Raw genomic sequence first — 26,075 nt, 5'->3', positions numbered from 1 at the left:
CATGCCGGAGTGCGCGTATGCTCGGGCAGTGCTACCCGACCCGCTCCTTCTCGATCGCTATGAGCTCCGCGATCGGCTCGGTCGCGGCGGCATGGGCACCGTCTACCGCGCGTTCGACCACCAGTTGGAGCGCTTCGTCGCGGTCAAGGTGTTCGCGGCCGGGGAGGCGAGCGACGACGCCCGCAGGCGCGCCGAGGCGACCGCGCTCGCCCGGGTCTCGCACCCGAACCTGGTCACCCTCCTCGACGCGCACCTCTCGCCCGAAGGGGACCCGACCCCGAGCTTCCTGGTCCTGGAGCTCGTCGACGGCGAAGACCTCCGCTCGCGACTCGACCGCGGACCGTTGGCCGCCGAGGAGGCCGCGGCGATCGCCGGAGGGATCGCGGAGGCCCTGGCCGTCGTCCACGGCGCGGGGATGGTGCATCGCGACCTCAAGCCCGCGAACATCCTGCTCACCGACTCCGGTGTGCCGGGCGGCCTGCCGCATGCCAAGCTCGCGGATTTCGGCATCGCGCACCTCATCGGCACCGAACGGCTGACCACGGCGGGCACGATCATCGGCACGGCCGGCTACCTCAGCCCGGAGCAGGTGAACGTCTCCGAGCCGGGGCCGGCGGCCGACATCTACGCGCTCGGCCTGGTGACTCTGGAGGCCCTCACCGGCGTGACCGAGTATCCCGGGACCCCGTTGGAGGCCGTGACCGCTCGCCTCGCCCGCGACCCGCGCATCCCCGCGTCGCTGCCGGAGGACTGGCGTGGCCTGCTCGGCGCGATGACCGCGCGCGACCCGCTCATCCGCCCCACGGCGCTCGAGGTGGCGGTCATGGCCCGGGAGCTCGCCCCGCAGCTCGCCGGGTGGACGCTGCCGGCGCAGGACGCGCCGGGCGAGCTTCCGCCGACGGTTGCGATGCCCGCGGCCGAGTTGGGCGGAGGTGCGTTGGCGGGCGCCGAGAAGGCCTCGCCCCGGTGGCCGCTCCTGGGCGTCGTGCACGGTCCGCGGCGGCGCCGGATCGTCGCAGGTGCGATAGCCGGGGGAAGTGTTCTGGCCGTCGCCCTGGCGCTCACGCTCGGCAGCACGCTCGCTCCCGCCTTCACGGAGCCGACTCCGGCCGGGACCGGCGGGAGCACACCGCGGCCGAGCCCGACGGTCACGAGCCCGGCGCAGTCCGTCGCCCCCGTGGTGTCAGAGACCACGGCCCCCGCGCAGACCGCCGCGCCCGCGCCCGCGCAGCCCGCGGCGCCGGCGCCCGCGCAGCACGGTCCCCCCTCACATGCGAAGCCGAACCCGGCGCCGAAACCCGGTCCCGGGAAAGGCGGCCCCGGTCCCGGTCCCGGCCACGGTCCGGGAAAGGGCGGCGGCTGAGCGCAGCCGCCCTGAGGGCCGGCGCGTCCCGGGCGCTCAGCGCCTCCCGAGCCCCCGGTACTCCCACCCTGCGCCGATCCACGCCTCCGGATCGAGCACGTTGCGCGCGTCGATGATGCGGCGGCCGGACACCAGCGCCGCCGTCCGGGCGGGGTCGAGCGTCGCGTACTCCCGCCACTCGGTGAGCAGGATCACCAGCTCAGCGCCCGCGAGCGCGTCGTCCGCGGACTCGACCGTCACCAGTTCGGGATCGCGGACGCGGGCGTTCGCCGTCGCGTGCGGGTCCGCGGCCACCACCTCGGCTCCCGCCGCGCGCAGCGCGCTGGCGATCTCGAGCGCGGGGGAGTCGCGGACGTCGTCCGAGTCCGGTTTGAACGCCAGCCCCAGCACCGCGACCCGTCGGCCGGCGGGAGCGGAGCCGAGCAGCTCCTCGGCCAGCGCGGTGACGCGGGCACGGCGGCGCAGGTTGATCTTGTCCACCTCGCCGAGGAACGCCACCGTGTCGGCCAGCCCGAGCTCGACGGCGCGCGCCTGGAACGCGCGGATGTCCTTCGGCAGGCAGCCGCCGCCGAAGCCGACGCCGGCGTTCAGGAAGCGGCGTCCGATCCGGGCGTCGTGTCCGATCGCATCGGCGAGCTGGGTCACGTCGGCGCCGGTGGCCTCCGCGATCTCGGCCATCGCGTTGATGAAGGAGATCTTGGTGGCCAGGAACGCGTTCGCCGCGACCTTCACCAGCTCCGCCGTCGCCCAGTCGGTCACGATGAGCGGGGTGCCCGCGCCCAGCGGCCGCTCGTACACCCGCGCGAGCGCCGTGGCTGCGGCGTCGTCGCGCGAACCGCCCACCACGCCGAACACCAGCCGGTCCGGTGTCAGCGAGTCGGCGACGGCGTGCCCCTCGCGGAGGAACTCCGGGTTCCAGGCGAGCGTCACCCGCGGATCGTCGTCGCCGACGGCCGCCGCGAGCCGCTCGACGGTGCCGACGGGAACCGTCGACTTGCCGACGACGACGTCGCCGTCCTTGCCGTGCGCGAGCACCTGCGCGAATGCGGCGTCGACGTAGGAGAGATCGGCGCCCGCGCCGCCGGCGAGCTGCGGAGTGCCGACGGCGATGAAGTGGAGGTCCGCGGAGCTCAGCGTCGCGGGATCGGTGCTGAACCGGAGCCGTCCGCTGCGCAGGCCGGACAGCAGGAGCTCCTGGAGCCCCGGCTCGAAGAAGGGCGCCTCGCCGCGGGAGAGCTGCGCGACCTTCCGCGCGTCGATATCGACGCCGACGACGTCGTGGCCGAGGTCGGCCATCGCGGCCGCATGGACGGCACCGAGGTAGCCGCAGCCGACAACAGAAAGTCTCACCAGGTCGTACTCCTTGCTGGGCCGGTGCGGCTGTGTGCGAGTGGCCGGTGCGGGCGCCGCTCGATGTCAGGGGACGGCGCCCGCACCTCATTCGCCGCCGGAGGGGAAAGGCGGCGGGCCGACACGGCGATTCCCGAATGGGTGCCGCGTTGGCTGAAATTCTGTGCTTTACAATCGCATTCTGGCAAGCCCTTTCGGTGGATTTCACCTGTTCGAGTCTGAAATCTCACCCCGGCTCTAGGGGCCGCGCGCGGCTCATCATCCCACCCCGCCCGCCGGGTGAAAATGACAGACGCGGGGTGTGACCTCTATCATGTTACCCGAAGATGTCAGGTGAACAACGGGATGAAGAGGCTGATGACTCCCGTGCGATAGTCCGCGACCTGGCCTTCCGCTGAGCGGTATCGGGCGGGAACGTGCTGCCAGCATCGCCTATGGCGCTCCACGGGGGCGCCCGCCGGGGGGCGAAGGGGATTCATGACGATGTTGGGGGCAGCAATGGGCAATCACGAAGGTGAATTCGAGCAGTCCGCGCGTCACGATCCGACAGGAAACCGGCTCGCTCTCAATCACACCGAGCCGAAGGAGTCAGGTATGACGATCACGAACACATCCGACGCGCCGTCCAGGGGCGACCGCCTCGAGGGTGAGCCGTCCCGGCTGCCGAGGCTGTCGCGTTACACGATCGACCGGCCGGCGCTGGCCAGCCGCCTCGATCGCGCGCTGCGGGAGCAGGCGACGGTGGTGCGCGCCCCGGCCGGATACGGGAAGACATCACTCGTCCGCAAGTGGCTCGAGAGCCCGGGTGGCGAGACGCGGGCGGCGGCCGGCTGGATCGACCTCGAGTTGACCACCGGGGAGGTCAGGGGGTTCTGGGACGCCGTGCGCACCGAACTCGACCCGCACGGGGCCGACGTGCGGTGGGACACCGACCCGGTGGCCGCGGCGCAGGACACCATCGCGGGATACACCGGCACCGTGGTGCTCGTCCTCGACGGGTACACCCGCCGCTGGGACGGCCTCCTGTCCGCCGACCTGGTCCAGGTCCTGCGGCGCACCCCGAACCTGCATCTGATGGTGCTGACCCGCGCGCTGACCTCCTTCGAGTCGCCCGGTCTGGCGGCCGTCCTCGACCTCGTGGTCGTGCAGAACAACGACCTCGCCTTCGACCGGACGGAACTCGACGACGTGGCGCGCGTGCTCGGCCTCGACGTCGAGCGGCGCGTCCTGGACCACGTGCTGCGGCAGAGCCGGGGCTGGCCCCTGGCCGCCCGCGCCATGCTCCGCATCTTCGACGACCCGCGCTCCGCGCTCGCCGAGCCCGTCGCGGTGCGCGCGCTCGAGGACATCATGGCGACGGTGGTCGGCGAGCTGCTGGCCGCGGCGCCGGTCGCCGACGACGGCCGCCTCGGCCTCCAGCGCGCGGCCGTCGCCCCCTACCTGTCGCCGCACATCGTCGAACGCATCGGCGCCGACGAGGCCGCGGGCGATGCCCTCGGCGCGGCGGAGGCGGCGGGCCTCGGCGTCTGGACGTACGCGCGCGGCCAGGGCCGCCTGGTCTACGAGTTGCTCGACCCGGTGCGCGTGACGCTGCGCTCCCAGCTCGACGCGGCGTCGCCCGGTGAGGGCGAGCGGCTCGCCGCCGAGCTCCTCGACGTGCTGGAGGCCAACGGCGACTGCCTCGCCGCCCTGCGCCAGGCGCTGCGGGCGAACGACCTCGCCGCGGCCGAGACGATCGTCGCGCGCAACTGGACCTCCGCGTTCACGGAGGACGCCACGGACTACCTCGAAGTGCTCGGCGGCGTGGAGCTCGGCGCGATCCGGCCCTCGGCCGTCCTGCTGACGGTGACCGGGCTGCTCCGCGAGATCGCCGGAGGCGACGCCGCGGGCGCCCTCGACTACTATCTCGCAGCCGCGGAGCCGCAGGCCCTGCGCGGCAGGCGGCTGGAGCCGGTGCGGCAGTACTGGACGGATCTGGCCAGCATGATCGCCCTCCGCAAGGTGGGGCGGCTCGCGAACGCCGAGGACTTCCTCGGCCCGCTGTCTACGCCGGATCCCGCGGTCTCCGTCCCGCCGATCGCGTGGCTCGAGATGGGCCTCACGCAGCTCCGCCTCGGCCGCGAGCTGGAGGCCGTGACCTCGTTCGAGCGCGCCGCGATCAGCGTCACGGAGGACACCGACCTGTACGTGTTCGCGTCGGGAGCCGCCGCGCTCGCGCACGCTCTGCACGGTGAGCTGGACCGGGCGGCGGCCGTGTCCGAACGCCTCGACGCCGGCCGGCATGGCGATCGGCCGCTCGCGCCGCGCGTGTTCGCTCCGCTGGCGATCGCGCAGCAGCTCATCGCGACCGAGCTGCACGCCCTCGCCGACACCCGCGCCGATGCGGCCCCCTGGCCGCCCACCGCCCCGGTCGACGTCGGAGAGCTGCACAGCTACGCCGCCTTCGCGGCCGCCCTGCATGCGCTCGCGGCCGGCGAGCTGGAGGAGGCCCAACGGGTCATCGACGGCGAGCTGCTCAGCAAGGGGACGCACACGCCCAGCAACACCGAGAGCGCCCGCTTCGTGGCCTTGAGCGCCGATCTGCTCATGTCGCAGGGCAACCTGGTCGCGGCGCAGAAACTCATCAAGGCCTTCCCGGACGGCACGAACGCCCTGCGACCGGTCGCGGCCCGGCTGCTGCTGATGTTCCGCGAGTACCGGAGTGCGCAGCTCCTGGCGGAGACCGTCCTGGCGGAGAGCCCAGGGCCGCGGACCCGGGTGGAGATGCTGCTGGTCCAGGCGGAGGCGCTGCACCGGCTGAAGAGCGCGCGAGCGGCGACGATCCGGCTGAACGCGCGGCAGCTCGCGGAGGCCAACGGCCTCCTCACGCCGTTCGTGCTGACGATCGAAGGCCAGGTCACGGCGCTTCCCGCGGCGTCGGGGGACATCGAGGCGGCGCTGTCGCGGATCAAGCCGCTCTTCCCGGAGGCGGCGATGGCCGCTCAGCTCACCCAGCGCGAGCGGATCGTGCTCGACCGGCTCCAGTCGACGGCGAGCCTCGAGTACATCGCCCGCTCGCTGGTGGTCTCGATCAACACGGTGAAGACGCAGACCCGCAGCATCTACCGCAAGCTCGGCGCCAACTCGCGGGAGGAGGCGGTGCGGGTCGCGTACGACCTGGGACTGCTGCGCCCGCGGCTGCCGATCGGGCGCAACCGCTACGAAGGGGACGACCGGATCGCCTGACGGGCGGCCGAGGCGTCAGCGGGTCTGGCGTGCGGGGGCCGCGCTGACGATCTGGATCAGCGCGGCCCTCAGCGCCTCCGGGTCGTCGACGGCCGGGAAGACCTCGTCCTCCAGGCCGCGCACGGCCTCGAAGGCGGCGTGACCGCGCTCGGTGATGGACACGATGTGTCTGCGCCGGTCGGCGGGGTCGGGGAGCCGGGTGACGAGACCCTCGCGCTCCAGCCGGTCGACCGTGCGCGACATGGTCTGCGCCTCCACCTGCGCGATGCGGGCGAGGTCGGTCTGCGAGTCAAAGCCGAGCTCCAGGAAGTGCAGCGCGATGAGGCCGGCGTGCGTCAGGCCGCGGGCCTCCAGCGCCTCGTACCAGGCGCGCTCGACGGCGCGGGAGGCGGCGCCGAGCAGGCGGCCGAGCGGCCAGTTGTCCGGCTCGTGCTCGCCCTGCTGGTTGCCTGGCGCCACCTCCCCCGGCATGGTGGCCTCAGTCGGTCCCGGCGTCGAACGCGGCGCCCTCGGAGGACGCGTCGATCTCCCGCGACAGCGCGTCGTCGGAGCCGCTCACGTCGAGCTCCAGGATCGAGCGGGCGCTGCCCTCCTCCAGCTCGCCGACGAGCTCGCCGGTCGGGCCGCCGATGAGGCCGGCGGCCGCGTACTGCTCGAGGCGGGAGCGCGAGTCGGCGATGTCGAGGTTGCGCATGGTGAGCTGGCCGATGCGGTCGGACGGCCCGAAGGCGGCGTTGCCGACGCGCTCCATCGACAGCTTGTCGGGGTGGTAGCTGAGCGACGGGCCCGTCGTGTCGAGGATCGTGTAGTCGTCGCCGCGGCGCAGGCGCAGGGTCACCTCGCCGGTGATCGCCGAGCCCACCCAGCGCTGCAGGGACTCCCGCAGCATGAGCGACTGCGGGTCGAGCCAGCGGCCCTCGTACATGAGGCGGCCGAGGCGGCGGCCCTCGTTGTGGTAGTTGGCGACCGTGTCTTCGTTGTGGATCGCGTTGAGCAGGCGCTCGTAGGCGATGTAGAGGAGTGCCATGCCCGGGGCCTCGTAGATGCCCCGGCTCTTGGCCTCGATGATGCGGTTCTCGATCTGGTCGGACGCGCCGAGGCCGTGGCGGCCGCCGATCGCGTTGGCCTCCAGCACGAGCGCCACCGGGTCGGTGAACTCCACGCCGTTGAGGGCGACCGGGCGGCCGGCCTCGAAGCGGACGGTGACCGTCTCCGGAACGACCTCCACGTCCTCCCGCCAGGCGGCCACACCCATGATCGGGTCGACGATGTCCAGTCCGGCGTCCAGCTCCTCGAGGCGCTTGGCCTCGTGGGTGGCGCCCCAGATGTTCGCGTCGGTCGAGTACGCCTTCTCGGTGGCGTCGCGGTACGGGAAGCCGCGCGCGACGAGCCACTCGCTCATCTCCTTGCGGCCGCCGAGCTCCTCCACGAACGCGGCGTCCAGCCACGGCTTGTAGATGCGCAGGCGCGGGTTGGCGATGAGGCCGTAGCGGTAGAACCGCTCGATGTCGTTGCCCTTGTAGGTGGAGCCGTCGCCCCAGATCTCCACGTTGTCGTCCATCATCGCGCGCACCAGCATGACGCCGGTGACCGCGCGGCCGAGCGGCGTGGTGTTGAAGTACGTCTTGCCGCCGGAGCGGATGTGGAAGGCGCCGCACTGCAGCGCGATCAGGCCCTCCTCGACCAGTGCGCGCTTGGCGTCGACCAGCCGGGCGACCTCCGCGCCGTACTCCTTCGCGCGGCCGGGCACCTCGTCGATGTTCGGCTCGTCGTACTGGCCGATGTCCGCGGTGTAGGTGCAGGGGATGGCACCCTTCTCGCGCATCCACGCCACCGCGCAGGAGGTGTCGAGACCCCCCGAGAACGCGATGCCGACTCGCTCACCGACGGGAAGACTGCTCAAGACCTTGGACACGCATTCCAGCTTAGTGCGGCGTCCGCCGCTCAGCCGAGGCGGGGTGTGCGCGGCGGCTCGGTGCGGCGCCGGCCGGTCGCCTCGAACGCCGCCGCCAGGGTCAGCAGCGCCGCGTCGTCGTAGGCGCGGCCCGCGAAGGTCAGGCCGACCGGCATCCCGGTGTCGGTCATCGTCCCCATCGGGACCGTGACGGTCGGGATGCCGAGGTGCCGCGGCACGAGGTTGCCGTTCGCAACCCAGACGCCGTTGCGCCAGCCGAGGTCGGCGGAGGCCGGGTTCACATCCATGTCGGCCGGCCCGACGTCGGCGACGGCCGGGAAGACCACCGCATCGACGCCGAGGTCCGTCATCCACTGCTCGAGGTCGACGCGGCGGGTCTCCTCCAGGCCGCGGAGGCCGTCGGCCAGCTCCGGGATGCTCTCCAGCGTCGTGCCGGGGTGCTCGCGCACCCAGGCCGGGTACTCGGCGATGTCGTCGTCGAAGCCGGTGTACCGGTCCGGCAGCGCGCCCTCCGGCTGCGGGAAGATCCGGCCGCCGTCGACGTCGGCGAGCGTGTTCAGCGCGGGGTCGCCGTTGGCGGCGAGGAAGTCGTCCCAGCCCCAGGCCGAGAGGTCGATGATCTCGCGGCGCAGGTACGCGGGCGAGACGAGGCCGCGGGTGGCGATGGTCGGCGCGCCGGGGCGGTCGCCCTCGTAGTTGGAGGCCACGGGGAAGTCGGTCTCGACCACTTCGGCGCCGGCGGCCTCCAGGTCGCGGCGGGCGGCCTCCCACAGTGCGATCACCGAGTCGCGGGTGCGGATGCGCTGCCCGGTCGGGCCGCCGATGCCGACGTGCTCGCCGGTGCCGGCCTCCTCGTCCTTGTTGATGTACATGCGTGGGACGGCGACGCGGCGACCGGCGAGGCGCGCGCCCTCGGCCAGCGCGGGATACGATGCCGGCCGCAGCTCGGATGCCCGCGGGATGGGGACCCACGGCTGTGCGCGCCAGAAGTCGCCGCGGGACTCGGCGTCGTCCGCCACGATGACGTCCAGCACCTCCAGCAGGTCGGCCATCGTGCGCGTGTGCGGCACGACGACGTCCATCGTCGGCACCAGCGGCCAGTTGCCGCGCACCGAGATGACACCGCGCGACGGCGTGTAGGCGCAGAGGGCGTTGTTGGAGGCTGGGGCCCGGCCGGACGACCAAGTCTCCTCCCCGAGCCCGAACGCGGCGAAGCTGGCGGCGGTCGCGGTGCCGGACCCGTTGGACGACCCGGAGCCGAACGCGGCCGTGAGGTAGTCGCCGTTGTAGGGGCTCTCGGCGCGGCCGTAGACGCCGCGCTGCATCCCGCCGTTCGCCATCGGGGGCATGTTGGTGAGGCCGAGCAGGATCGCCCCGCCGGCGCGCAGGCGCTCGATCGTGAAGGCGTCGCGCTGGGCGACCAGGTGCTCGAACGCGGGGGAGCCGGCGGCGGCGGTGAGGCCGCGGGCGAGGTAACTGTCCTTGGCGGTGTACGGGATGCCGTCCAGCGGGCCGAGGGTCTCGCCGCGGGCGCGGCGCTCGTCGGCCTCCACGGCCTCGGCCCGGGCGTCGGGGTTGCGGACGATCACGGCGTTGAGCCGGGGACCTGCGGTGTCGTAGGCGTCGATGCGGGCGAGGTAGGCGTCGACCAGTTCGGCGCTGGTGGTCTCGCCGGACTCCAGGGCGCGGCGGAGGTCGGCGATGCCGGCCTCCACGACGTCGAAGGCGGTCATGCTCGGGCTCCTTCGGTGGTGCGGGCGCCGCCGGAATTCCGGAGAGTCCGGGCGACCCGCCGGGCTGGTGTCCGTTCGTACGGAGAAGTGGAGGTGGTGAGGGTAGGGGCTCCGGAGTTACGGAGGTCGGCGGTGGCGCGCCGGGGGGATGTCCGTTCGTACGGAGATGTCGCGGTGATGGTGGTGAGGACTCCGGAGTTACGGAGGGCGCGGGTCATCGCTGCACCGCCGGCTGCTGCTGGGTGATGCAGTGGATGCCGCCGCCGCGGGCGAAGATCGGCCGCGAGTCCACCATGCTGACCCGACGGCCGGGGTACGCGGCCTCCAGGATCTCGGTCGCCTCCGCGTCCGCCGCCTCCTCGCCGAAGCCGCAGGCGACCACGCCGTCGTTGACGACGAGGTGGTTCACGTAGCTCCAGTCCACGAAGCCCTCCTCGTCGCGGAGGGTCGCGGGTGCCGGGAGGTCCACGATGTCCCAGGCGCGGCCGGCGGCATCCGTCGTGCCCGAGAGGAAGGCGCGCAGCTCGCGCGACACCTCGAAGTCGGGGTGCTCGGGGTTGCGCTGCGTGTGCAGGAGCAGGCGGCCGGGTGAGGGGATGGTCGCGACGATGTCGACGTGGCCGTTGGTGCCGAAGTCGTCGTAGTCGCGGGTGAGGCCGCGGGGGAGCCAGACGGCGTGCGTCGCTCCGATCGTGCGGGCGAGCTCGGCCTCCACGCGGGCCTTGTCGGCGTACTTGTTGCGGCGCGGGTCGAGCTGGACGGTCTCGGTGAGCAGCACGGTCCCGTCGCCGTCGACGTGGATGCCGCCGCCCTCGTTCACCAGCACGGAGCTGACCAGCTCGGCGCCGGTGCGCTCGGCGACGAAGCGGGCGATCTCGGCGGACTTGCGCCACTCCGACCACTCCGGGTCGCCCCAGCCGTTGAAGGTCCAGTCGACCGCGCCGAGCACGCCGGGGCGCTCGTCGTCGACCACGAAGGTCGGGCCGAAGTCGCGCATCCAGAACTCGTCCAGGGGCGCCTCCACCTGCTCGATGTGCGAGCCGAGCATGCGGGCGGCGCGCTCGCGCTCGGTCGGGTCGACCACCATCGTGACCGGCTCGAACTCGGCGACCGCGTGGGCGACGGCGGTCCAGGCGGCGTAGGCCTCCTCGGCGGACGCGGCGTCGTCGCCGAGGGTGATGCCGGCGCGCGGGAAGGCCATCCAGGTGCGCTCGTGCGGTGCGGTCTCGGCGGGCATGCGCCAGGTCATCGGGAACCTCCGGGCTCTATTGATCGGACGATCAATAAATACCTATACTGGGCCCACGATGTCAAGAGCAGCCCGCAAACCGCCCACCGAGCGCCGCGCCGAACTGGCCGCCGCCGCCCGCGCCCTCGCCCTGGACGAGGGCCTCGCCGCGGTGACGCTGCGCGCCGTCGCCGCCCGCGCCGGAGTGACGCCGGCCCTGGTCGCGCACTACCACGAGTCGATGGACGGCCTGGTGGCGGAGACCTTCACGAGCATCGTCGACGCGGAGGTCGCGGAGCTGCGCGCGCTGCTCGCCGCGGCCCCGTCGCCCGCCGCGGGGCTCGCGACACTGCTGCGCACACTCCTCGACGGCACCCGCGACGACGTCACGGTCGTGTGGGTGGAGGCCTGGGCGCTCGGCCGCCGCAACCCGGTGCTGGGCGCGGCGGTCCGCGACCAGATGGACGCGTGGAGCGACGTCATCGAGGGCGTGATCGTGGACGGCGTGGCGGCGGGGTCGTTCCGGGTCGAGGACCCGCGCGCGGTCGCCTGGCAGCTCCTCGGGATGCTCGACGGGCTCAACGCGCAGGCGCTGGTCCGCTGGGGAGGCGCGGCCGATCGGGGGTCGCTGCTGGCGCATGCGGTGGAGGGGATGCTGGGAGTGGAGCGCGGGGTGCTGGTGGGGTAGGAATTGTTTGTACGGCGATTTGCCGTACACTGGTGATCGTGCCTACCAAAGACCGACGACTCGAAGTGCGCGTGACGAGCGCTCAGCGCGAGCTGATCGAGCGCGCGGCGATCCTCCAGGGGCGCACCGTCTCGGACTTCACCGCCGACACGCTCACCGAGCGGGCGGAGGAGGTCGTGCGCCGTGAGCGCGAGCTGCGTGTCGATGAGGAGGCCTTCGCGGCGTTCGCGGAAGCACTCGACGCGCCCGCCCAGAGCGTCGAGGGGCTCGCCGAACTGTTCCGCCGCCGTACCGTCTTCATCGACTGATCGCTCCATGCCTCGGTACCACCGGCCGCGTCCCATCAAGGCCGGCGATATCGCCTCCGAGTTCGACTGCGGCATCGACGTCCTCGACCGCTGGCTGAAGGCGTGGGCGCGCCACAACGAGGCCGCGGGAGGCTCGCGCAGCTACGTGTCCGTCACGGACGACACGAATCACGTCGCCGGGTACTACTGCCTGTCGGCGAGTTCGATTGCGCGCGCGGACGCGCCCGGTGGCCTGGCGCGCAACATGCCCGATCCGATCCCGGTTGCGCTTCTCGGTCGGCTCGCGGTCGACCGGAGGCATGCGGGCGTGGGCCTCGGCGCCTCCCTGCTGCAGGACGCGGTGCTGCGCGCGATCCAGGCGTCCGAGACGCTCGGCATCCGTGCGCTCGTGGTGAACGCGATCGACGACGGAGTGGTCTCGTTCTACGAGAAATTCGGATTCCGGCGGTTCCCGGACGGCTCCGAGCGCATCCTGTATCTGAAGATCGCGGACGCGTTGAAGACGGCCGCAGACCTCAGCTGACCCACGCCGTCAACTCCGCCAGGAACTCCTCCGGCTTCTCGATGTGCGGCGAGTGGCCGGAACCCTCGAACACCACCTCCCGGGTCACCCCGCCCTCCGCCTGGTAGCGCTCCAGCACCGCGCGGATCTGCTGCAGCATCGGCTGCGGCGGCGCGACGTCCGGGCCGGGCCAGCCGGGGACGACCCCCGCCGCGCCGAGCTGGTTGAGGTCGAAGAAGGACCCGTCGTTGACGATCGCGTCGAGAGCGCCGTGGATCCAGAGGATCGGCGGCTTCTCCGGGAGGTCCACGATGCTGCTCGTGTCGAAGTAGGTCGGCGCCATCGTGTTGAGGACGCCGCGCGGACCCGGGGCGAAGCCCGGCCACGCGTCGGTCGCCGTCGCGTCTCCCGGGTAGTTGTCGACGCCCGTGGCCGTCGTGAGCATCGACTCCACCCAGAGGTCCTCGTACTCCGTTGTGAAGCCAGGCGCGACGTAGGCCGCGCGGTAGACGGCGCGGGGTGACGCGGGCGAGTCCTCTCCGGTGTCGCCGGCGGCGAGCCGTTCCACGAACTCCGGGTTCACTCCGCCCCCTCCGGTCCCCGCGGCGTCGGGGGTGAGGAGGCTGCCGTCGAGCGCGGTGCCGCCGAAACCGTACGGGGAGACCGTGGACACCAGGGTGAGGCTCCGCACCAGGTCGGGGCGGTCGAGCAGGAGCTGCATGACCACTCCGCCGCCCATGCTCCAGCCCACCAGGTGCACCGGCCCGGTGCCGAGCTCGTCGAGGACCGCCGCGACGTCCTCCGAGAAGTCGCGGACCCCGCGGGTCGCGTAGACGGGCAGCGTCTCGCTGTCGCCGAACCCTCGGAGGTCGACGGCGACGGCGCGCGTGCCCTCCGGCAGCGACAGCATCAGGGGCTGCCAGAACAGCGACGATGACACGTTGCCGTGCACGAACACGACCGTGCGGGCGGCGTCGGCGGCGGCGTCGGCGCCGGCGGCGACGGTGGGGTCGGTCGCGCGCGCCAGCACGTTGGCGGTGTAACGGGAGGTCGGGATGCTGCGGGCGACGATGCCCGGGAGCAGGGTTCCGGTCACTTACTTCTCCTTCGGGTGAGGGTGCGCTGCCGGGTCCGAGTGGTAGTGCGGGTGCGTCGGGTACGCGCCGGGCAGGTGCGGGGTGAGCTGGCGCACGCCGGCCTCCGTCATCACGATCGTGTAGTGGTTCACGTCGTCGGCCTCGAACGCCTCGAACCACGGCAGCCGGCCGCGCCACTCGGCGGGCTCCTCCGGGAGGTAGAGCGGGTCGGCGTTCAGGAGGCCGCGCGGGGCGCGCACGAACGCGATCGGGAGGGTCAGCCCGGCGAGCGCCTCCTCATAGCCGTCGGCGCCGCCGACTTCGACAGCGTTGGCCGACATGGCCTCCTCCGACACGCTCGACCGCAGCTCCGGAGGCGTGCCGACCAGGTCGTACAGCGCGTACGCCTCGACAGCGTCGTTCCACCAGGGGCCGAGCGCGGGATGCCGGCGCCAGAACGCGAGGTACTCCTCCTCGCTCGCGAACGTCATCCGCAGCCGGTCGCGCGCGGGGCCGAGGTCGGCCGTCCCGCGGACGGGGAGGCCGCCGTCGATCAGCACCAGCCGTTCCACCCGGTCGGGGTGGCGTGCTGCGAGCCAGACCGCGACGAACGCGCCCATCGAGTGCCCGGCGACGATCGCGCGCTCGACCCCGAGGCCGTCGAGCATCCGGGCGATGTCGTCGGCGTGCTGGGTCAGCCCGTACGGTCCGGGGAGGCCGTTGCTGCGGCCGCGGCCGCGCAGGTCCGGGGCGATCAGCCGCACGCCGGGCAGCGCGGCGGCGACCATCCCCCACGACACGTGGTTGGCGGTGATGCCGTGGATGCCGACCACCGGCATCCCGCCGGCGTCGGCGTGCCACTGGCCGCCCGCCAGCTCGCCGCCGTCGACCGGGACGCGGAACGGTTCCGCGGGCGTGAACCCGGTCACTTCGCGCTCCAGCCGCCGTCGATCGTGTAGCTCGCGCCGGTGACCATGCGCGCCCCCTCTCCGGCCAGCCAGAGCGCGAGCCCGGCGACCTCCTCCGGCTCGACCAGGCTCTTGATCGCGGGCTCGGTGAGCATGATCTTCTCGACCACTTCGTCCTCCGGGATGCCGTGCAGCCGCGCCTGGTCGGCGATCTGCTTCTCGACCAGCGGGGTGCGGACGTAGCTCGGCTCGATGCAGTTGGAGGTGACGCCGTGCGCGGCGCCCTCCAGCGCGGTCACCTTCGAGAGGCCCTCCAGGCCGTGCTTGGCGGCGACGTACGCGGACTTGAACTCGGACGCGCGCAGGCCGTGGACGCTGGAGACGTTGATGACGCGGCCGAAGCCGCGCTCGTACATCCCGGGCAGCGCGGCGCGGATGAGGAGGAAGGGCGCCTCCAGCATGATCCGAAGGATGAGGGCGAAGCTCTCCGGCTCGAACTCGGGGATCGGTCGGACGTGCTGGAGGCCGGCGTTGTTGACGAGGATGTCGGTGTCGAGCCGGAGGTCGCCGAGCGCGGCGGTGTCCGAGAGGTCGACCTCCCACGCCTCGCCGCCGAGCCGGTCGGCCGTCGCGCGGGCGGCGTCTCCGTTGAGGTCGGCGATGGTGACATGAGCGCCCGCGGCGGTGAACGCCTCCGCGCACGCCAGGCCGATGCCGCTCGCGCCGCCGGTGATGAGGGCCCTGCGCCCGGAGAGGTCCGCCATTGCCGCTTCCTTCCCGGGCTCCCGCCCACATCCGCACCCTACCCGCGGGCCGCGACCCGGCGGTAGGACGCATGTCGGGAACGGAGGAGATCGGGGCCGGGTGGGGGCGGATCTCCTCCGTTCGCGGCAGGGGAAGGGGGAGGGGGTCAGGCGGTGGGGGCGGGGGCGGGGGTGGCGACGGTGGTGCGGACGAAGCGGCCGTCCGCGGGGGTGACGGCGTGCTTCGGGCCGGTCAGCTCGATGCGGGTCTCGGTCTCGCGCGAGGCGCACGACGGTCCGACCCACAGCTCCACGTCGCCGGGCTCCACGATGCGCACGCCGTCGAGGCCGGTGAAGGCCAGCCGCGCGGTCGGCACCTGGAAGGTCACCTCGGCCTCCTCGCCCGGCTCCAGCGCCACCCGGGCGTAGCCGAGGAGCTGGGCCACCGGGCGTGTGACGCTCGCGAACACGTCGCGCGCGTAGAGCTGGACCAGGTCGGAGCCCGCGCGCTCGCCGCTGTTGCGGACGGTCACGCGCACCTCGAACTCGCCGCCGGCGGCCACGGCCGCGTCGGCCTCCAGCCCGGTGCGCTCGAAGGTCGTGTAGCTCAGGCCGTGGCCGAACGGGAGCACCGGCGTGCTGTCGGCGCTCGTCACGTCCGAGGGCCCGCCGAGCAGCGGGTGCAGGTACGAGAACGGCTGGGCGCCGGCCGACCGCGGCAGCGACACCGGGAGGTGGCCGCTGGGGGCGACACGACCGGAGAGCACGGCGGCGATCGCGCGGCCGCCCTCCTCGCCCGGGAAGAACGCCTGCAGCACAGCAGCGGGAGCGTCCGGGCCGGTGATCGCCCAGTCGATCGCGTACGGGCGGCCGGAGAGCACGATGACGATGGTCGGGGTGCCGGTGCGGACCACGGCCTCCACCAGTTCGCGCTGCACGCCGGGCAGCTCCAGGCTTTCGACGTCGTTGCCCTCGCCGACCGTGCCGCGCCCGAAGAGGCCCGCGCGGTCGCCGACGACGACCACGGCCACGTCGGCGTCGGCCGCGGCGCTGACCGCGGTGACGATGCCGGAGCGGTCGTCGCCCTCCACGTCGCAGCCGCGGGCGTGCACGGGCTCGGCCGCCGGGAACTCCGCGTGCAGCGCCTCCAGCACCGAGGGGAGCTCGAAGCCGAGCGGGACCTCCGGGTGGTGGGCGAGCACGTGGTTGGCGAACGAGTAGCAGCCCATCAGCGCCTCGGCGGCGTCGGAGTTCGGGCCGACGACCGCGATCCGGGCCGCGGCGCGGTCGCCCTCGAGCGGGAGGGTGCCGTCGTTGGTCAGCAGCACCAGCGACTCCTCGGCCAGCCGCAGCGCGAGCGCGCGGTGCTCGGGGGAGTCGAGGTCGACGGAGGCGGGCGGCTCCTCGAAGGTCTCGTCCAGCAGGCCGAGCTCCTCCTTCTGCGCGAGCAGGCGCAGCACGGCGCGGTCGACCAGCGCCTCGTCCGCGAGCCCGGCGCGGATGCGCTCGGCCAGCGGGGCGAGAAACGCGTCACCGGTCGGCAGCTCGATGTCGACGCCGGCTGCGAGGGCCAGCGCCGCCGCCTCGCCGCGGTCGGCGGCGACACGGTGCATGGTGTGCAGGAACGCTACGGCGAAGTAGTCGGCGACGACCGTGCCGTCGAAGCCCCACTCGTCCCGGAGCACGCCCGTGAGGTAGGCCGGGTTCGCGGCGACGGGCACGCCGTCGATCTCCGCGTACGAGTTCATCACCGAGCGCACGCCGCCGTCGCGGACCGCCATCTCGAACGGGGGCAGCAGCGTGTCGCGCACCTCCCGCGTCCCGGCGTGCACCGGAGCGTGGTTGCGCCCGGCCTGCGAGGCCGAGTAGCCGACGAAGTGCTTGAGGGTGGCGTGCACGCCCGACGACTGGAGGCCGCGCACGTACGCGGTGCCGATCGTCCCGACCACGTACGGGTCCTCCGCGATGCACTCGTCCACCCGGCCCCAGCGCGGGTCCCGGATGACGTCGAGCACCGGAGCCAGGCCCTGGTGGATGCCGAGCTCGCGCATCGAGGCGCCGATCGCGGCTCCCATCTCCTCCACCAGCTCCGGGTCGAAGGCGGCCCCCCAGGCGAGCGGGGTCGGGAAGGTCGCGGCCTTCCACGCCGCCAGCCCGGTCAGGCACTCCTCGTGCACGAGCGCGGGGATGCCGAGCCGGGTCTGCTCGCGCAGCCGGCGCTGCTCCGACCACAGCCAGGAGGCGCGCTCCACGGGGTCGACGGGCCGCGTGCCGTAAACACGGGTGAGGTGCCCGATGCCGTTCGCGGTGGCGTCCTCGTAGCTCTGGCCGGTGGTCATCTCCCCGTCGAGCGGTGCGACGTTGTCGTCGCCCTTGTCGACCCAGTAGCCGACGATCTGCGCGAGCTTCTCGTCGAGGGTCATCCGGGCGTGCAGGTCGCGCACGCGCTCGGAGACGGTGGGGAGGGTGTCAGTCGTAGTCATGCTTCTTTCCTGCATACGGGTGGTACGGATCGTGTCGGAAACGCGAGCGGGGCCCGGGATCAGCCCTTGACCGCACCGGTGAGACCGCCGACGATGCGGCGCTCGAACAGGCTGAAGAAGATCAGGGCGGGGATCATCGACAGCGACGTGAAGGCCAACACCTTGGAGGTGTCGGTGGCGTACTGCGACGAGAACGCCTGCACGCCGAGCGGCAGGGTGAAGGTCGCCTGATCGTTGAGGATGAACAGCGGGAGCAGATAGCTGTTCCAGCTCGCGATGAAGGCCAGGATGCCGACCGTGATCACGCCGGGGAGCGAGAGCCGCAGCACCATCCGGAAGAAGAACCCGAGCCGGCTGCAGCCGTCGATGAAGGCGGCCTCCTGGATCTCGTCCGGGATCGCCCGCAGGAACGGCACCAGGATGATGATGGTGGTCGGCAGGGCGAACGCGATCTGCGGGATGATGACGCCCGCGAGCGAGTTCATCAGGCCGAGGTTGCGCACCACGATGTAGAGCGGCGTGATCGCGACGGTGATCGGGAACATCAGGCCGGCAGCGAACAGCGCGTAGAGGAAGCCGTTCCACCGGAACGGGTACCGGGCGAGCACGTAGCTGGCCATCAGCCCGAGCGCGACGGCGCCGACGGTCGTGACGAGGGCGGTGATCGTCGAGTTGAGGACCTGGCCCCAGAAGACGCCGCCGGTCAGCACGTCCAGGTAGTTGGCCGGGTTCCACGGGTTGGGGAAGCCGGCCGGGTCCACCGTGATCTGCGAGTTGGTGCGGAAGCCGCCGATGATGATGTACGCGATCGGCACGATCATCAGCGCGATCACGATCAGCGCGATGAAGTAGACGGCGGGCGAGCCCCAGGGGAGGCTCTTCCTCTCGGCGCGGCGCGTGGCGCGGCGGGCGGAGACGGTGAGGGCGGTCATCACGCCGTCCTTTCTTTCGCCGCGTTTCGGCGGCCCTTGCGCTCGGCGTTCTTCGCTGTCGTCACGGCACCGGCGGTGTCGCGGCGGAGGACGAAGCGCTGGTAGATGAGCGCGACGATCAGGGAGATGAGGAAGATCACGACGGCGACGGCGTTGCCGTAGCCGTAGTTGCCGGCGTTGCGGCCGTTCGCGACCATGTAGGTGGCCATCGTGGAGGTGCCCGCCGTCGAGGCCACGTACTGGCCCCAGATGATGTAGACGAGGTCGAACAGCTGCAGGGCGCCGATGATCGAGAGGAACGCCCAGATCCGCAGCGTCGGGCCGAGCAGCGGCAGGGTGATCCTGCGCTGGATCTGCCAGTACGACGCGCCGTCGAGCGCGGCGGCCTCGTAGAGCTCCTCCGGGATGCCCTGCAGGCCGGCGAGGAAGAGGATGACGGCGAAGCCGACGTACTTCCAGGTCAGGATGCCCATCAGGGTCCAGATGGCGATGTTCGGGTCGGACAGCCAGTCGTGCGCCAGCGAGCCGAGGCCGACATTGTGCAGGAAGCCGTTGAGCGCGCCGTTGGTGGCGAGCATCAGGCTCCAGCCGGTGCCGACCACGACCTCCGAGATCACGTAGGGCACGAAGATCAGCACGCGGATGAGCGACTGGCCCTTCATGCGCCGGTTGAGGAGGAGGGCCAGCAGGATGGCGATCGGGCCCTGGATGACGATGGACATCACCACGATGAAGGCGTTGTGGCCGAGGGCCGCCAGGAAGGCCGGGTCGGTGAGGATCACGGCGTAGTTCTGGAGGCCGACGAAGTCGGTGGGGGTGCCGTACCCGGCCCAGCGGAAGAAGCCGTAGTACGCGGCCATCACGACCGGGAAGATCACGAAGGCCAGGAAGACGATGACGGCGGGACCGACCAGGAGGGCGATCTCGGCGCGGAGGGCCCAGCCCGCGCCGCGGCGGCGGCGCGGCTGCGACGGGAGCGACGCGGTGGCGCCGCTCCCGTCGTGCTGCGCGAGATCCGCCGTCGACACGCGCTCGGTCGAGGTTGACTCGCGGGTGTTGCTCACAGTCGGGCCTCTCAGCCCTTCTTGGCGGCGTCGTTGGCGGCCTGGATCATGCCCTTGGCGTCGGTCTTGCCGGCGAGCATGTCGACCACGGCCACGTTCAGCGCGTTGCCGATGTTCTGGCCGAGGACCGTGTCCAGCCACTGCGAGACGTACGGCGCCTTGTTGTAGGCGGCGAGCACCTCCTTCAGGTAGGGCTCGGTGACCTCCTTCTGGGCTGCGGTGTTGACCGGCGGCGAGTTGAACGCCTTGTAGTAGGCGATCTGCTGCGGAGTCGTCGCGATGAAGTTGAGGAAGTCCACGCACTCCTTCGGAGCCTTCACCGAGCAGGAGTAGCCGTCGACGCCGCCCATGATCGAGCCGGGCTCGCCCTTACCGCCGGAGAGCTCCGGGAAGGGGTAGAAGCCGAGGTCGGGCAGGGGCTTCGTGTCAGGGGTGAGGGAGGCGATCACGCCCGGGTCCCACGCGCCCATGAGCTCCATCGCGGCCTTGTGGTTGGCCACCAGACCGGCGGAGGAGCCGGCGCCCTGCTGGGCGGAGGTGGTCAGGAAGCCGTCGTTGAACGGCTTCTGGGCCGCGAAGCTCTCCAGGTCCTGAGCGGCCTTCAGCCAGCAGCCGTCCGAGAAGCTCTTCGAGTCCGCGGTCTTCTGCATCGTGGTGCCGGAGCACTCGCGGAGGGCGAACCAGTAGAACCAGTGCGCGGCCGGCCACGCGTCCTTGGCGCCGAGGGCGATCGGGGCGACGCCCGTGGCCTTCAGCTTCTGGACGTCGGCGCTGAGGTCGTCGATGGTCTTGGGAGCCTCGGTGATCCCTGCCGCCTTGAAGAGGTTCTGGCTGTAGAACAGGCCGCCGGGGAGCACCGCGAGGGGCATCGCGTAGACCTTGTCCTGGTAGGTCTCCGCCTTGAAGGAGCCGGAGGAGATGACCTTCTTGGTGTCGGAGGAGATCTTGTCGGTGATGTCCATGACCTGGCCGGCCTGCACCATCGCGGCCATCTTGCCGCCGCCGCGCTGCAGGAAGATGTCGGGCGCGTCACCGGAGTTGAGGGCGGTCTGCAGCTTGCCGTCGAGGTCCTCGTTCTGGATCGACTGCATCTTGATCGTGACGTTCGGGTTGGCCTTCTCGAAGGCCGCGATGGCGTCCTTCCAGTACTGCTGGCCGGGGCCGGTCGTCGAGTTCTGCCAGAGCGTCATGCTGACTTTGCTGCTGCTCGAGCTGTCGGAGGTGCCGCTGCACGCGGTGAGCGCGAGCGAGCCGGCTGCCAGGACAGCTGCTCCGATGAGGAGCTTCTTGGCTTTCATGTGATTCCAACCTGTTCTCTTCGTTGAGCGGCATCCGCGGATTCGCGATGCCAGGTGACGGCAGTCCGTGCCGGGGGCGTCCGGCTGGGCGAAGCCTCTCGCCTGGGGCCGGAGCTGGGACTCGTCGGGTCCGGGAGGCTGACCGGACCGTGTCAGTGTCGCAAGGCCGTCTGGGGGTGTCAAACGTTTTCGAAATCCTTTTCGAAATCCTTTTCCATGTTGCTAAGCTCCTCGGTCATGGGACGGCGTCCAACCATCAACGACGTGGCCGAGGCGGCCGGAGTGTCCGCTGCGACCGTGTCGAAAGCGGTCAACGGGCGCTACGGCGTGGCCTCGCACACGGCGGAGCGCGTGCTCCAGGTCGTGGAGGAGCTCGGCTACGAGTCGAGCCTCGTCGCGTCCAGTATGCGCTCGCGGCAGACCGGTGTGATCGGCGTGCTGGTGGCCGACTTCGAGCCGTTCAGCGCCGAGGTGCTCAAGGGTGTCGGCGCCGCGCTGTCGGACTCGCGCTACGACCTCCTCGCCTACAGCGGCTCCCGTCAGCTCTCCCCGGAGGGCTGGGAGCGGCGGTCGCTGAGCCGGCTCAGCGGCACGCTCATCGACGGCGTCATCATGGTGACGCCGACCGTGGTCAACGTCAACGCGGACGTCCCGATCGTCGCCGTCGACCCGCACACCGGCCGCGCCGACCTCCCGACCGTGGAGTCGGACAGCTTCGGCGGCGCGCGCAGCGCGGTGGACTTCCTGATCGGGCTCGGCCACCGCCGGATCGGCTTCGTCGCCGGCCGGCCGGACCTGCGCTCGTCGGCGGCGCGCGACGCCGGCTACCGGCGGGCGCTCACCGAGGCCGGCATCCCGTTCGACCCCTCGATCACCGGCGTGGGCAACTACGAGCAGGAGAGCGCGCGGGAGGCGGCCCGCCGGTTGCTGGGCGCACCCGAGCGGCCCAGCGCGATCTTCGCCGCCAATGACCTGTCCGCCATCGTGGTCATCGAGGTGGCCCACGAGCTCGGGCTGGAGGTGCCGCGCGACCTGTCGGTGGTCGGCTTCGACGACATCCCGGAGGCGTCCCGGTACTCGACGCCGCTGACCACGATCCGCCAGCCGATGGGGAGGCTGGGGGCCGCGGCTGCGGAACTGGTGGTGGCGCTCATGGCGGGCGAGGAGCCCGACCCCACGCACATCCGCCTCCCGACCCGCCTCATCCGCCGCGCCAGCACGGCGCCCCCCGCGTAGCGGTCCGGTCGCCTCGCGCGAGCGAAGGAGAACTGACCGGGACACGCCGCGCGAGTCCGTTCGGACGGCCTTCGGAAGGAGATTCGCGACCGTGTCTCCTTGCGGAGAGCGCGCCTCGGTCGCGGTCAGAGGGCGGTCGGGGCGCCCAGCCCGGAGGCGGCGGCACGCATGGCGGCCTCCGCGCTCGCGACGGTGATCAGGCTGTTGCCGGCGACGATGTGGAGGCCGTAGGCGTCCTCCAGGGCGACCAGGTTCATCGCCAGGGTCTCGATCGGGAGCGCCGGCGCGAAGACGCCCGCCGCGACGCCGCGCTCCAGGACGCCGGTGTAGGTCGCGAGCTGGCGCAGGTACATCCGCTCGACCAGCTCGTCGTGCAGCGTGGAGGTCCCGGCGAGCACATCGAATTCGTAGAGCAGGCGCATGAGCGCGTCGTCCGGGCCGCTCGGCAGGCCCTCGCGGATGGCGGCGGCGAGCTGGAGCTGCGGCTCGGGGATGCCCGCGACCACGGCGTCCCGGTGGTCGCAGAACCGCTCCAGGCCGGCCCGGTGCGCCTCCACGAGGAGCTGGTCGAGGTCCTCGTAGTAGTAGAGGATCGCGCCGCGGGTGAGCCCCGCCTTCGCCGCCACGTCGGCCAGCGAGAGCGAGCGGAGGCCGCGTTCGCCCACCGCGCTGAGCGCCGCCTCGATCAGGTCGGCGCGGCGCTCGTCCTGCTTCTTGGGCCGTGCCATGAGTCGACCCTACCGGCGCGCGAGCGCCTCTCGCGCTTGACACCTCTCGGGGGCTCGTGACACACTCGGGGCATTCTTTGACGCAAGTGTCAAATAATTCTCCTCACCGTCGATGGGACCACCGTGACCGCACCCCAGATCGCCAGGACCACTCAGACCGCCGACCTCCTGCTCACCGGAGCCCGGGTCAGGACCTTCGACGACGCGCAGCCGTGGGCGGAGGCCGTCGGCGTCACGGGCGGCCGGATCAGCTACGTCGGCCCCGCCGCAGAGGCTCCGGCCGCCCGCGAGACGCGCGCTCTCGACGGTGCTCTCGTCACGCCGGGGATCATCGACAGCCACAACCACCTCCTGCTCGGCTTCGACCCCGACGCGGTGAGCCTGGAGGGCGCCGACACCCTGGTGGAGGTCCGTCGCCGCATCCGCGACCTCGCCGAGCGCCGCCCCGACCTCGACTGGATCTGCGCGGAGAACGCCGTCTACTCGGTGGTCACCGGACGCCGCCCGAGCGCCGCCGACCTCGGCGGCCTCACCGACCGCCCGGTGTTCGTCACCACGTACGACCAGCACTCGGTCTGGCTGAACGACGCGGCACTGCGTGCGCTCGGCATCGCGGACGGCGGCGACATCCCGTGGGGCCGTCCCGAGCGCGACGACGACGGCCGCCCGACCGGCTGGGTCACCGACTTCTACACCAGCGCCATGACGACCGCGGGGCTCGCGGGCCTGCAGCGCGACATCCCGCTGTACTCCCCGGAGCGCCGCTACCGCCGCCTGCTCGGCAGCCTCGCCCTCGCCACGGCGTCGGGGATCACGACGGTGGTGGAGCCGCAGGTCCCGCTCGCGGAGGTCGGCCTCCTCGACCGGGCGCGCGAGCGCGGGCTGCTCAGCTCGCGGGTGATCGCCGCCCTGTTCCACCCCATCGACGCGGACGCCGCCTTCCGGCGCGAGCTGCGGGAGGCCGTCGACGGCGCCACGACCGACGAGCGTCTGCGCTTCGGCCCGGTGAAGCTGTACGCCGACGACGTGATCGAGCCGCACACCGCCTGGATGCTGGACGACTACGCGAACCGTCCTGGCCACCGCGGCCACCCCTCCGCCCCGGTCGGGGAGCTGACCCGCATCGTCACCGAGCTCGACCGGCTCGGCCTCCAGACCCACACGCACGCGACCGGCGACGGCGGCATCCGCCTCGCGCTCGACGCGATCGAGGCCGCGGCGCGGACCAACGGGACGCGCGACCGCCGGCACGGGATCGTGCACGTCGAGTGCCTGCACCCGGACGACCTCCCGCGGTTCGCCGGGCTCGGCGTCACGGCCGCGATGCAGCCGCGGCACTGCTCGCCCGACCTGGTCGCGGGCACCTGGATGGAGAACGTCGGCGAGCAGCGCTGGGACCGCGCCTGGCGCCTCCGCTCGCTGATCGCGTCGGGCGCGCACGTCGCGCTGTCCAGCGACTGGCAGGTCGGCGAGATGGACCCGCTCGTCGGGTTCTACTCGGCCCTCACCCGCGCGGGTCTCGACGGCCGCGACGCCTGGACGCCCGCCGAGCGGATCGGTCTGGACGACGCGATCCGCGGCTACACGCGCGAGGGGGCGTGGGCGTGGCATTCGGAGGACGACCTCGGAGTGCTGCGGGTCGGGGCGAAGGCCGACCTGGTCGCCTGGTCGGGCGACCTCTACGAGCACGAGGGCGACCCCGCCGGGCTGCTCGACCAGCGGGCCGCGCTGACCGTCGTCGGCGGCGAGGTCGTCCACGACGCCGACCGGGACGCGCCCGCGCCCGAGCAGTTCGGCGCGCTCGCGCACTGCTCGGCGGCGGAGCACTAGGCCGGACGGCCGCACCGCCGCACCCGTTCCTCTCCCACCCGTTCCTCTCCACCGCGCGAAAGGATCCACCCGATGTCCCAGCTCGACCCCGCTATCTCCCCCGCCCGCACCGCTGAGACTCCCGACGACCTGGAGGCCGCGGGCCTGCGCCGCAGCCTCACCCTCCGGCACATCGTCTTCCTCGGCCTCGCCTACATGGCGCCGCTCGCGGTCTTCGACACCTTCGGGATCGTCGCCGACATCACGCACGGCCACGTCCCGCTGTCGTACCTGCTGGTGCTCGTCGCCGTCCTCATCACCGCGCTCAGCTACGCGAAGATGGTCCGCTTCTACCCGCGCGCCGGTTCGGCCTACACGTACACCCGGGAGGCGATCAACCCGCACCTCGGCTTCCTGGTCGGCTGGGCGGCGACGCTCGACTACCTGCTGCTGCCGATGATCAACGCGCTCCTGTCCGCCATCTACATGACGGCGGCGTTCCCGGAGGTGCCGTCGTGGGTGTGGATCCTCTCCACCATCGTCGTCTGCACGGCGCTGAACCTGATCGGGGTGCGGATCGCGGCCAAGGTCAACGTGATCCTGGTGGTCATCCAGGTGGTCGTCGCCGTCGCGTTCGTCGGGCTCACGATCAAGAACATCGTGGCGGGCGCGAACGGCGCGCACTTCTCGCTGACGCCCTTCCTCTCGCCGGGGATCGACGCGGGCGCCATCGCCTCGGGCGCGGCGATCCTGGCGTTGTCGTTCCTCGGCTTCGACGCGGTCAGCACACTCGCCGAGGAGGCCGAGCACCCGCGCCGGGACATCCCTCGCGCCATCCTGATCATCGTCGGGGTCGCCGGCCTGTTCTTCGTCAGCGTCACCTACGTGATGCAGGTGCTGTTCCCGGACGTCTCGAAGGTCGGCAACATCGTGGGGGCATCCCCGGAGATCGCGAAGTACATCGGCGGGGCCGCGTTCCAGGCGCTGTTCATCGGCGGCTACATGGTGGCGGTGCTCGGGTGCGGGATCACGCAGCAGATGAGCGCGGCGCGCCTGCTGTTCGCGATGGGACGCGACGGCGCGCTGCCGCGGCGGTTCTTCGGCCGGCTCAATAAGGCGGGCGTCCCCGCCGGCAACGTGCTGCTGATCGCGGCGCTGGCGTGCTCGGCCGTCTTCCTCGACCTCAGCCGCGCGGCCTCCCTCATCAACTTCGGGGCGTTCGTGGCGTTCGTCTTCGTCAACCTGTCGGTGATCTTCACCTACGTGCGGTTCGTGAAGCGGCGCGGCTGGCGTCCGGCCCTCGGCTTCGTCGTGCTGCCGGCGCTCGGGGTGGCGGTCAACGTCGCCCTGTGGTTCAGCCTGGAGCCGAGCGCGATGGTGGTCGGCGGGGTGTGGGTCGCGCTCGGGCTGGGCTACCTGCTCTGGCGGACGCGGCTGTTCCGGGTGGCGCCGCCGGCGTTGAGCGGGCCGGTGGAGGAGCGCTGAG

At 72.1% G+C, this 26,075-nt stretch carries 21 protein-coding genes; 8 read left to right on the top strand and 13 right to left on the bottom strand.

Going from position 1 to position 26,075, the window contains the following annotated elements:
* The first annotated feature begins 28 nt into the window (after nucleotides 1-28).
* A complete protein-coding gene (locus tag ABIA36_RS17430; protein ID WP_369963836.1) occupies nucleotides 29-1,363 on the top strand; it encodes a serine/threonine-protein kinase in 1,335 nt (444 codons plus the stop codon).
* 36 nt (nucleotides 1,364-1,399) lie between these two features.
* Here the strand turns inward: ABIA36_RS17430 and ABIA36_RS17425 are convergent, their stop codons facing one another.
* The gene (locus tag ABIA36_RS17425; protein ID WP_369963835.1) at nucleotides 1,400-2,713 is read right to left on the bottom strand and encodes a UDP-glucose/GDP-mannose dehydrogenase family protein; all 1,314 of its coding nucleotides are present in this window, start codon (nucleotides 2,711-2,713) and stop codon (nucleotides 1,400-1,402) included.
* 594 nt (nucleotides 2,714-3,307) lie between these two features.
* On the opposite strand from ABIA36_RS17425, the gene ABIA36_RS17420 reads away from it, so the two are divergent.
* Nucleotides 3,308-5,938, top strand: coding sequence for a LuxR C-terminal-related transcriptional regulator (locus ABIA36_RS17420; RefSeq protein WP_369963834.1), 2,631 nt, complete (start codon nucleotides 3,308-3,310; stop codon nucleotides 5,936-5,938).
* Between the two features lie 15 nt (nucleotides 5,939-5,953).
* Here ABIA36_RS17420 and ABIA36_RS17415 read toward each other — a convergent pair whose 3' ends face one another.
* From ABIA36_RS17415 to ABIA36_RS17400, 4 genes are all read right to left on the bottom strand, one after another.
* A complete protein-coding gene (locus ABIA36_RS17415; RefSeq protein ID WP_369963833.1) occupies nucleotides 5,954-6,409 on the bottom strand; it encodes a MarR family winged helix-turn-helix transcriptional regulator in 456 nt (151 codons plus the stop codon).
* A 7-nt stretch (nucleotides 6,410-6,416) separates the two neighbouring features.
* Nucleotides 6,417-7,853 carry an argininosuccinate synthase gene (argG, locus tag ABIA36_RS17410; RefSeq protein ID WP_369963832.1) on the bottom strand — a complete coding sequence of 479 codons (1,437 nt, stop codon included), beginning with the start codon at nucleotides 7,851-7,853 and terminating at the stop codon, nucleotides 6,417-6,419.
* 29 nt (nucleotides 7,854-7,882) lie between these two features.
* Entirely contained in the window at nucleotides 7,883-9,586 is a 1,704-nt protein-coding gene (locus tag ABIA36_RS17405; protein ID WP_369963831.1) for an amidase, read from the bottom strand.
* Between the two features lie 214 nt (nucleotides 9,587-9,800).
* Nucleotides 9,801-10,835, bottom strand: coding sequence for an agmatine/peptidylarginine deiminase (locus ABIA36_RS17400; RefSeq protein WP_369963830.1), 1,035 nt, complete (start codon nucleotides 10,833-10,835; stop codon nucleotides 9,801-9,803).
* Between the two features lie 58 nt (nucleotides 10,836-10,893).
* On the opposite strand from ABIA36_RS17400, the gene ABIA36_RS17395 reads away from it, so the two are divergent.
* From ABIA36_RS17395 to ABIA36_RS17385, 3 genes are read left to right on the top strand one after another with little or no spacing between them, the layout of a single operon-like run.
* Complete coding sequence (locus ABIA36_RS17395; protein ID WP_369963829.1) at nucleotides 10,894-11,502, top strand: TetR/AcrR family transcriptional regulator; 609 nt, start codon at nucleotides 10,894-10,896, stop codon at nucleotides 11,500-11,502.
* A gap of 38 nt (nucleotides 11,503-11,540) precedes the next feature.
* The gene (locus ABIA36_RS17390; RefSeq protein ID WP_369963828.1) at nucleotides 11,541-11,810 is read left to right on the top strand and encodes a DUF1778 domain-containing protein; all 270 of its coding nucleotides are present in this window, start codon (nucleotides 11,541-11,543) and stop codon (nucleotides 11,808-11,810) included.
* Between the two features lie 7 nt (nucleotides 11,811-11,817).
* Nucleotides 11,818-12,333: a GNAT family N-acetyltransferase gene (locus tag ABIA36_RS17385; protein ID WP_369963827.1), complete on the top strand. Its 516-nt coding sequence runs from the start codon at nucleotides 11,818-11,820 to the stop codon at nucleotides 12,331-12,333.
* On the opposite strand, the gene ABIA36_RS17380 is transcribed toward ABIA36_RS17385, so the two are convergent.
* From ABIA36_RS17380 to ABIA36_RS17350, 7 genes are all read right to left on the bottom strand, one after another.
* Nucleotides 12,326-13,408 (bottom strand): alpha/beta fold hydrolase, encoded by a 1,083-nt coding sequence (locus ABIA36_RS17380; RefSeq protein WP_369963826.1) that lies wholly within the window; start codon nucleotides 13,406-13,408, stop codon nucleotides 12,326-12,328. The two genes, ABIA36_RS17385 and ABIA36_RS17380, sit on opposite strands and share 8 nt — an antisense overlap.
* On the bottom strand, nucleotides 13,409-14,317 hold the full coding sequence (locus ABIA36_RS17375) for an alpha/beta fold hydrolase (RefSeq protein WP_369963825.1): 909 nt from the start codon (nucleotides 14,315-14,317) through the stop codon (nucleotides 13,409-13,411). It abuts the gene before it with no gap.
* The gene (locus tag ABIA36_RS17370) at nucleotides 14,314-15,060 is read right to left on the bottom strand and encodes a 3-hydroxybutyrate dehydrogenase (protein WP_369963824.1); all 747 of its coding nucleotides are present in this window, start codon (nucleotides 15,058-15,060) and stop codon (nucleotides 14,314-14,316) included. Before ABIA36_RS17370 ends, ABIA36_RS17375 begins: the two co-directional genes overlap by 4 nt.
* A 146-nt stretch (nucleotides 15,061-15,206) precedes the next feature.
* Nucleotides 15,207-17,522 carry a glycoside hydrolase family 3 N-terminal domain-containing protein gene (locus tag ABIA36_RS17365; protein WP_369963823.1) on the bottom strand — a complete coding sequence of 772 codons (2,316 nt, stop codon included), beginning with the start codon at nucleotides 17,520-17,522 and terminating at the stop codon, nucleotides 15,207-15,209.
* A 59-nt stretch (nucleotides 17,523-17,581) separates the two neighbouring features.
* A complete protein-coding gene (locus tag ABIA36_RS17360; RefSeq protein WP_369963822.1) occupies nucleotides 17,582-18,454 on the bottom strand; it encodes a carbohydrate ABC transporter permease in 873 nt (290 codons plus the stop codon).
* Nucleotides 18,454-19,518: a carbohydrate ABC transporter permease gene (locus tag ABIA36_RS17355; RefSeq protein ID WP_369963821.1), complete on the bottom strand. Its 1,065-nt coding sequence runs from the start codon at nucleotides 19,516-19,518 to the stop codon at nucleotides 18,454-18,456. The genes ABIA36_RS17360 and ABIA36_RS17355 overlap by 1 nt, the downstream gene beginning before the upstream one ends.
* 11 nt (nucleotides 19,519-19,529) lie before the next feature.
* Nucleotides 19,530-20,816, bottom strand: coding sequence for an ABC transporter substrate-binding protein (locus ABIA36_RS17350; protein ID WP_369963820.1), 1,287 nt, complete (start codon nucleotides 20,814-20,816; stop codon nucleotides 19,530-19,532).
* 237 nt (nucleotides 20,817-21,053) lie between these two features.
* On the opposite strand from ABIA36_RS17350, the gene ABIA36_RS17345 reads away from it, so the two are divergent.
* Entirely contained in the window at nucleotides 21,054-22,052 is a 999-nt protein-coding gene (locus tag ABIA36_RS17345) for a LacI family DNA-binding transcriptional regulator (RefSeq protein ID WP_369963819.1), read from the top strand.
* A gap of 125 nt (nucleotides 22,053-22,177) precedes the next feature.
* Here ABIA36_RS17345 and ABIA36_RS17340 read toward each other — a convergent pair whose 3' ends face one another.
* Entirely contained in the window at nucleotides 22,178-22,780 is a 603-nt protein-coding gene (locus ABIA36_RS17340) for a TetR/AcrR family transcriptional regulator (RefSeq protein WP_369963818.1), read from the bottom strand.
* A gap of 123 nt (nucleotides 22,781-22,903) precedes the next feature.
* Between ABIA36_RS17340 and ABIA36_RS17335 the strand changes: the two genes are divergently transcribed.
* A complete protein-coding gene (locus ABIA36_RS17335; RefSeq protein ID WP_369963817.1) occupies nucleotides 22,904-24,610 on the top strand; it encodes an amidohydrolase in 1,707 nt (568 codons plus the stop codon).
* Nucleotides 24,611-24,682: 72 nt separating this feature from the next.
* The gene (locus tag ABIA36_RS17330; protein WP_369963816.1) at nucleotides 24,683-26,074 is read left to right on the top strand and encodes an APC family permease; all 1,392 of its coding nucleotides are present in this window, start codon (nucleotides 24,683-24,685) and stop codon (nucleotides 26,072-26,074) included.
* Nucleotide 26,075 lies beyond the last annotated feature (1 nt).

The organism is Leifsonia sp. EB34 (genome assembly GCF_041260585.1).
Lineage (GTDB): Bacteria > Actinomycetota > Actinomycetes > Actinomycetales > Microbacteriaceae > Leifsonia.
This window is presented reverse-complemented; position numbering and strand designations above follow the sequence as displayed.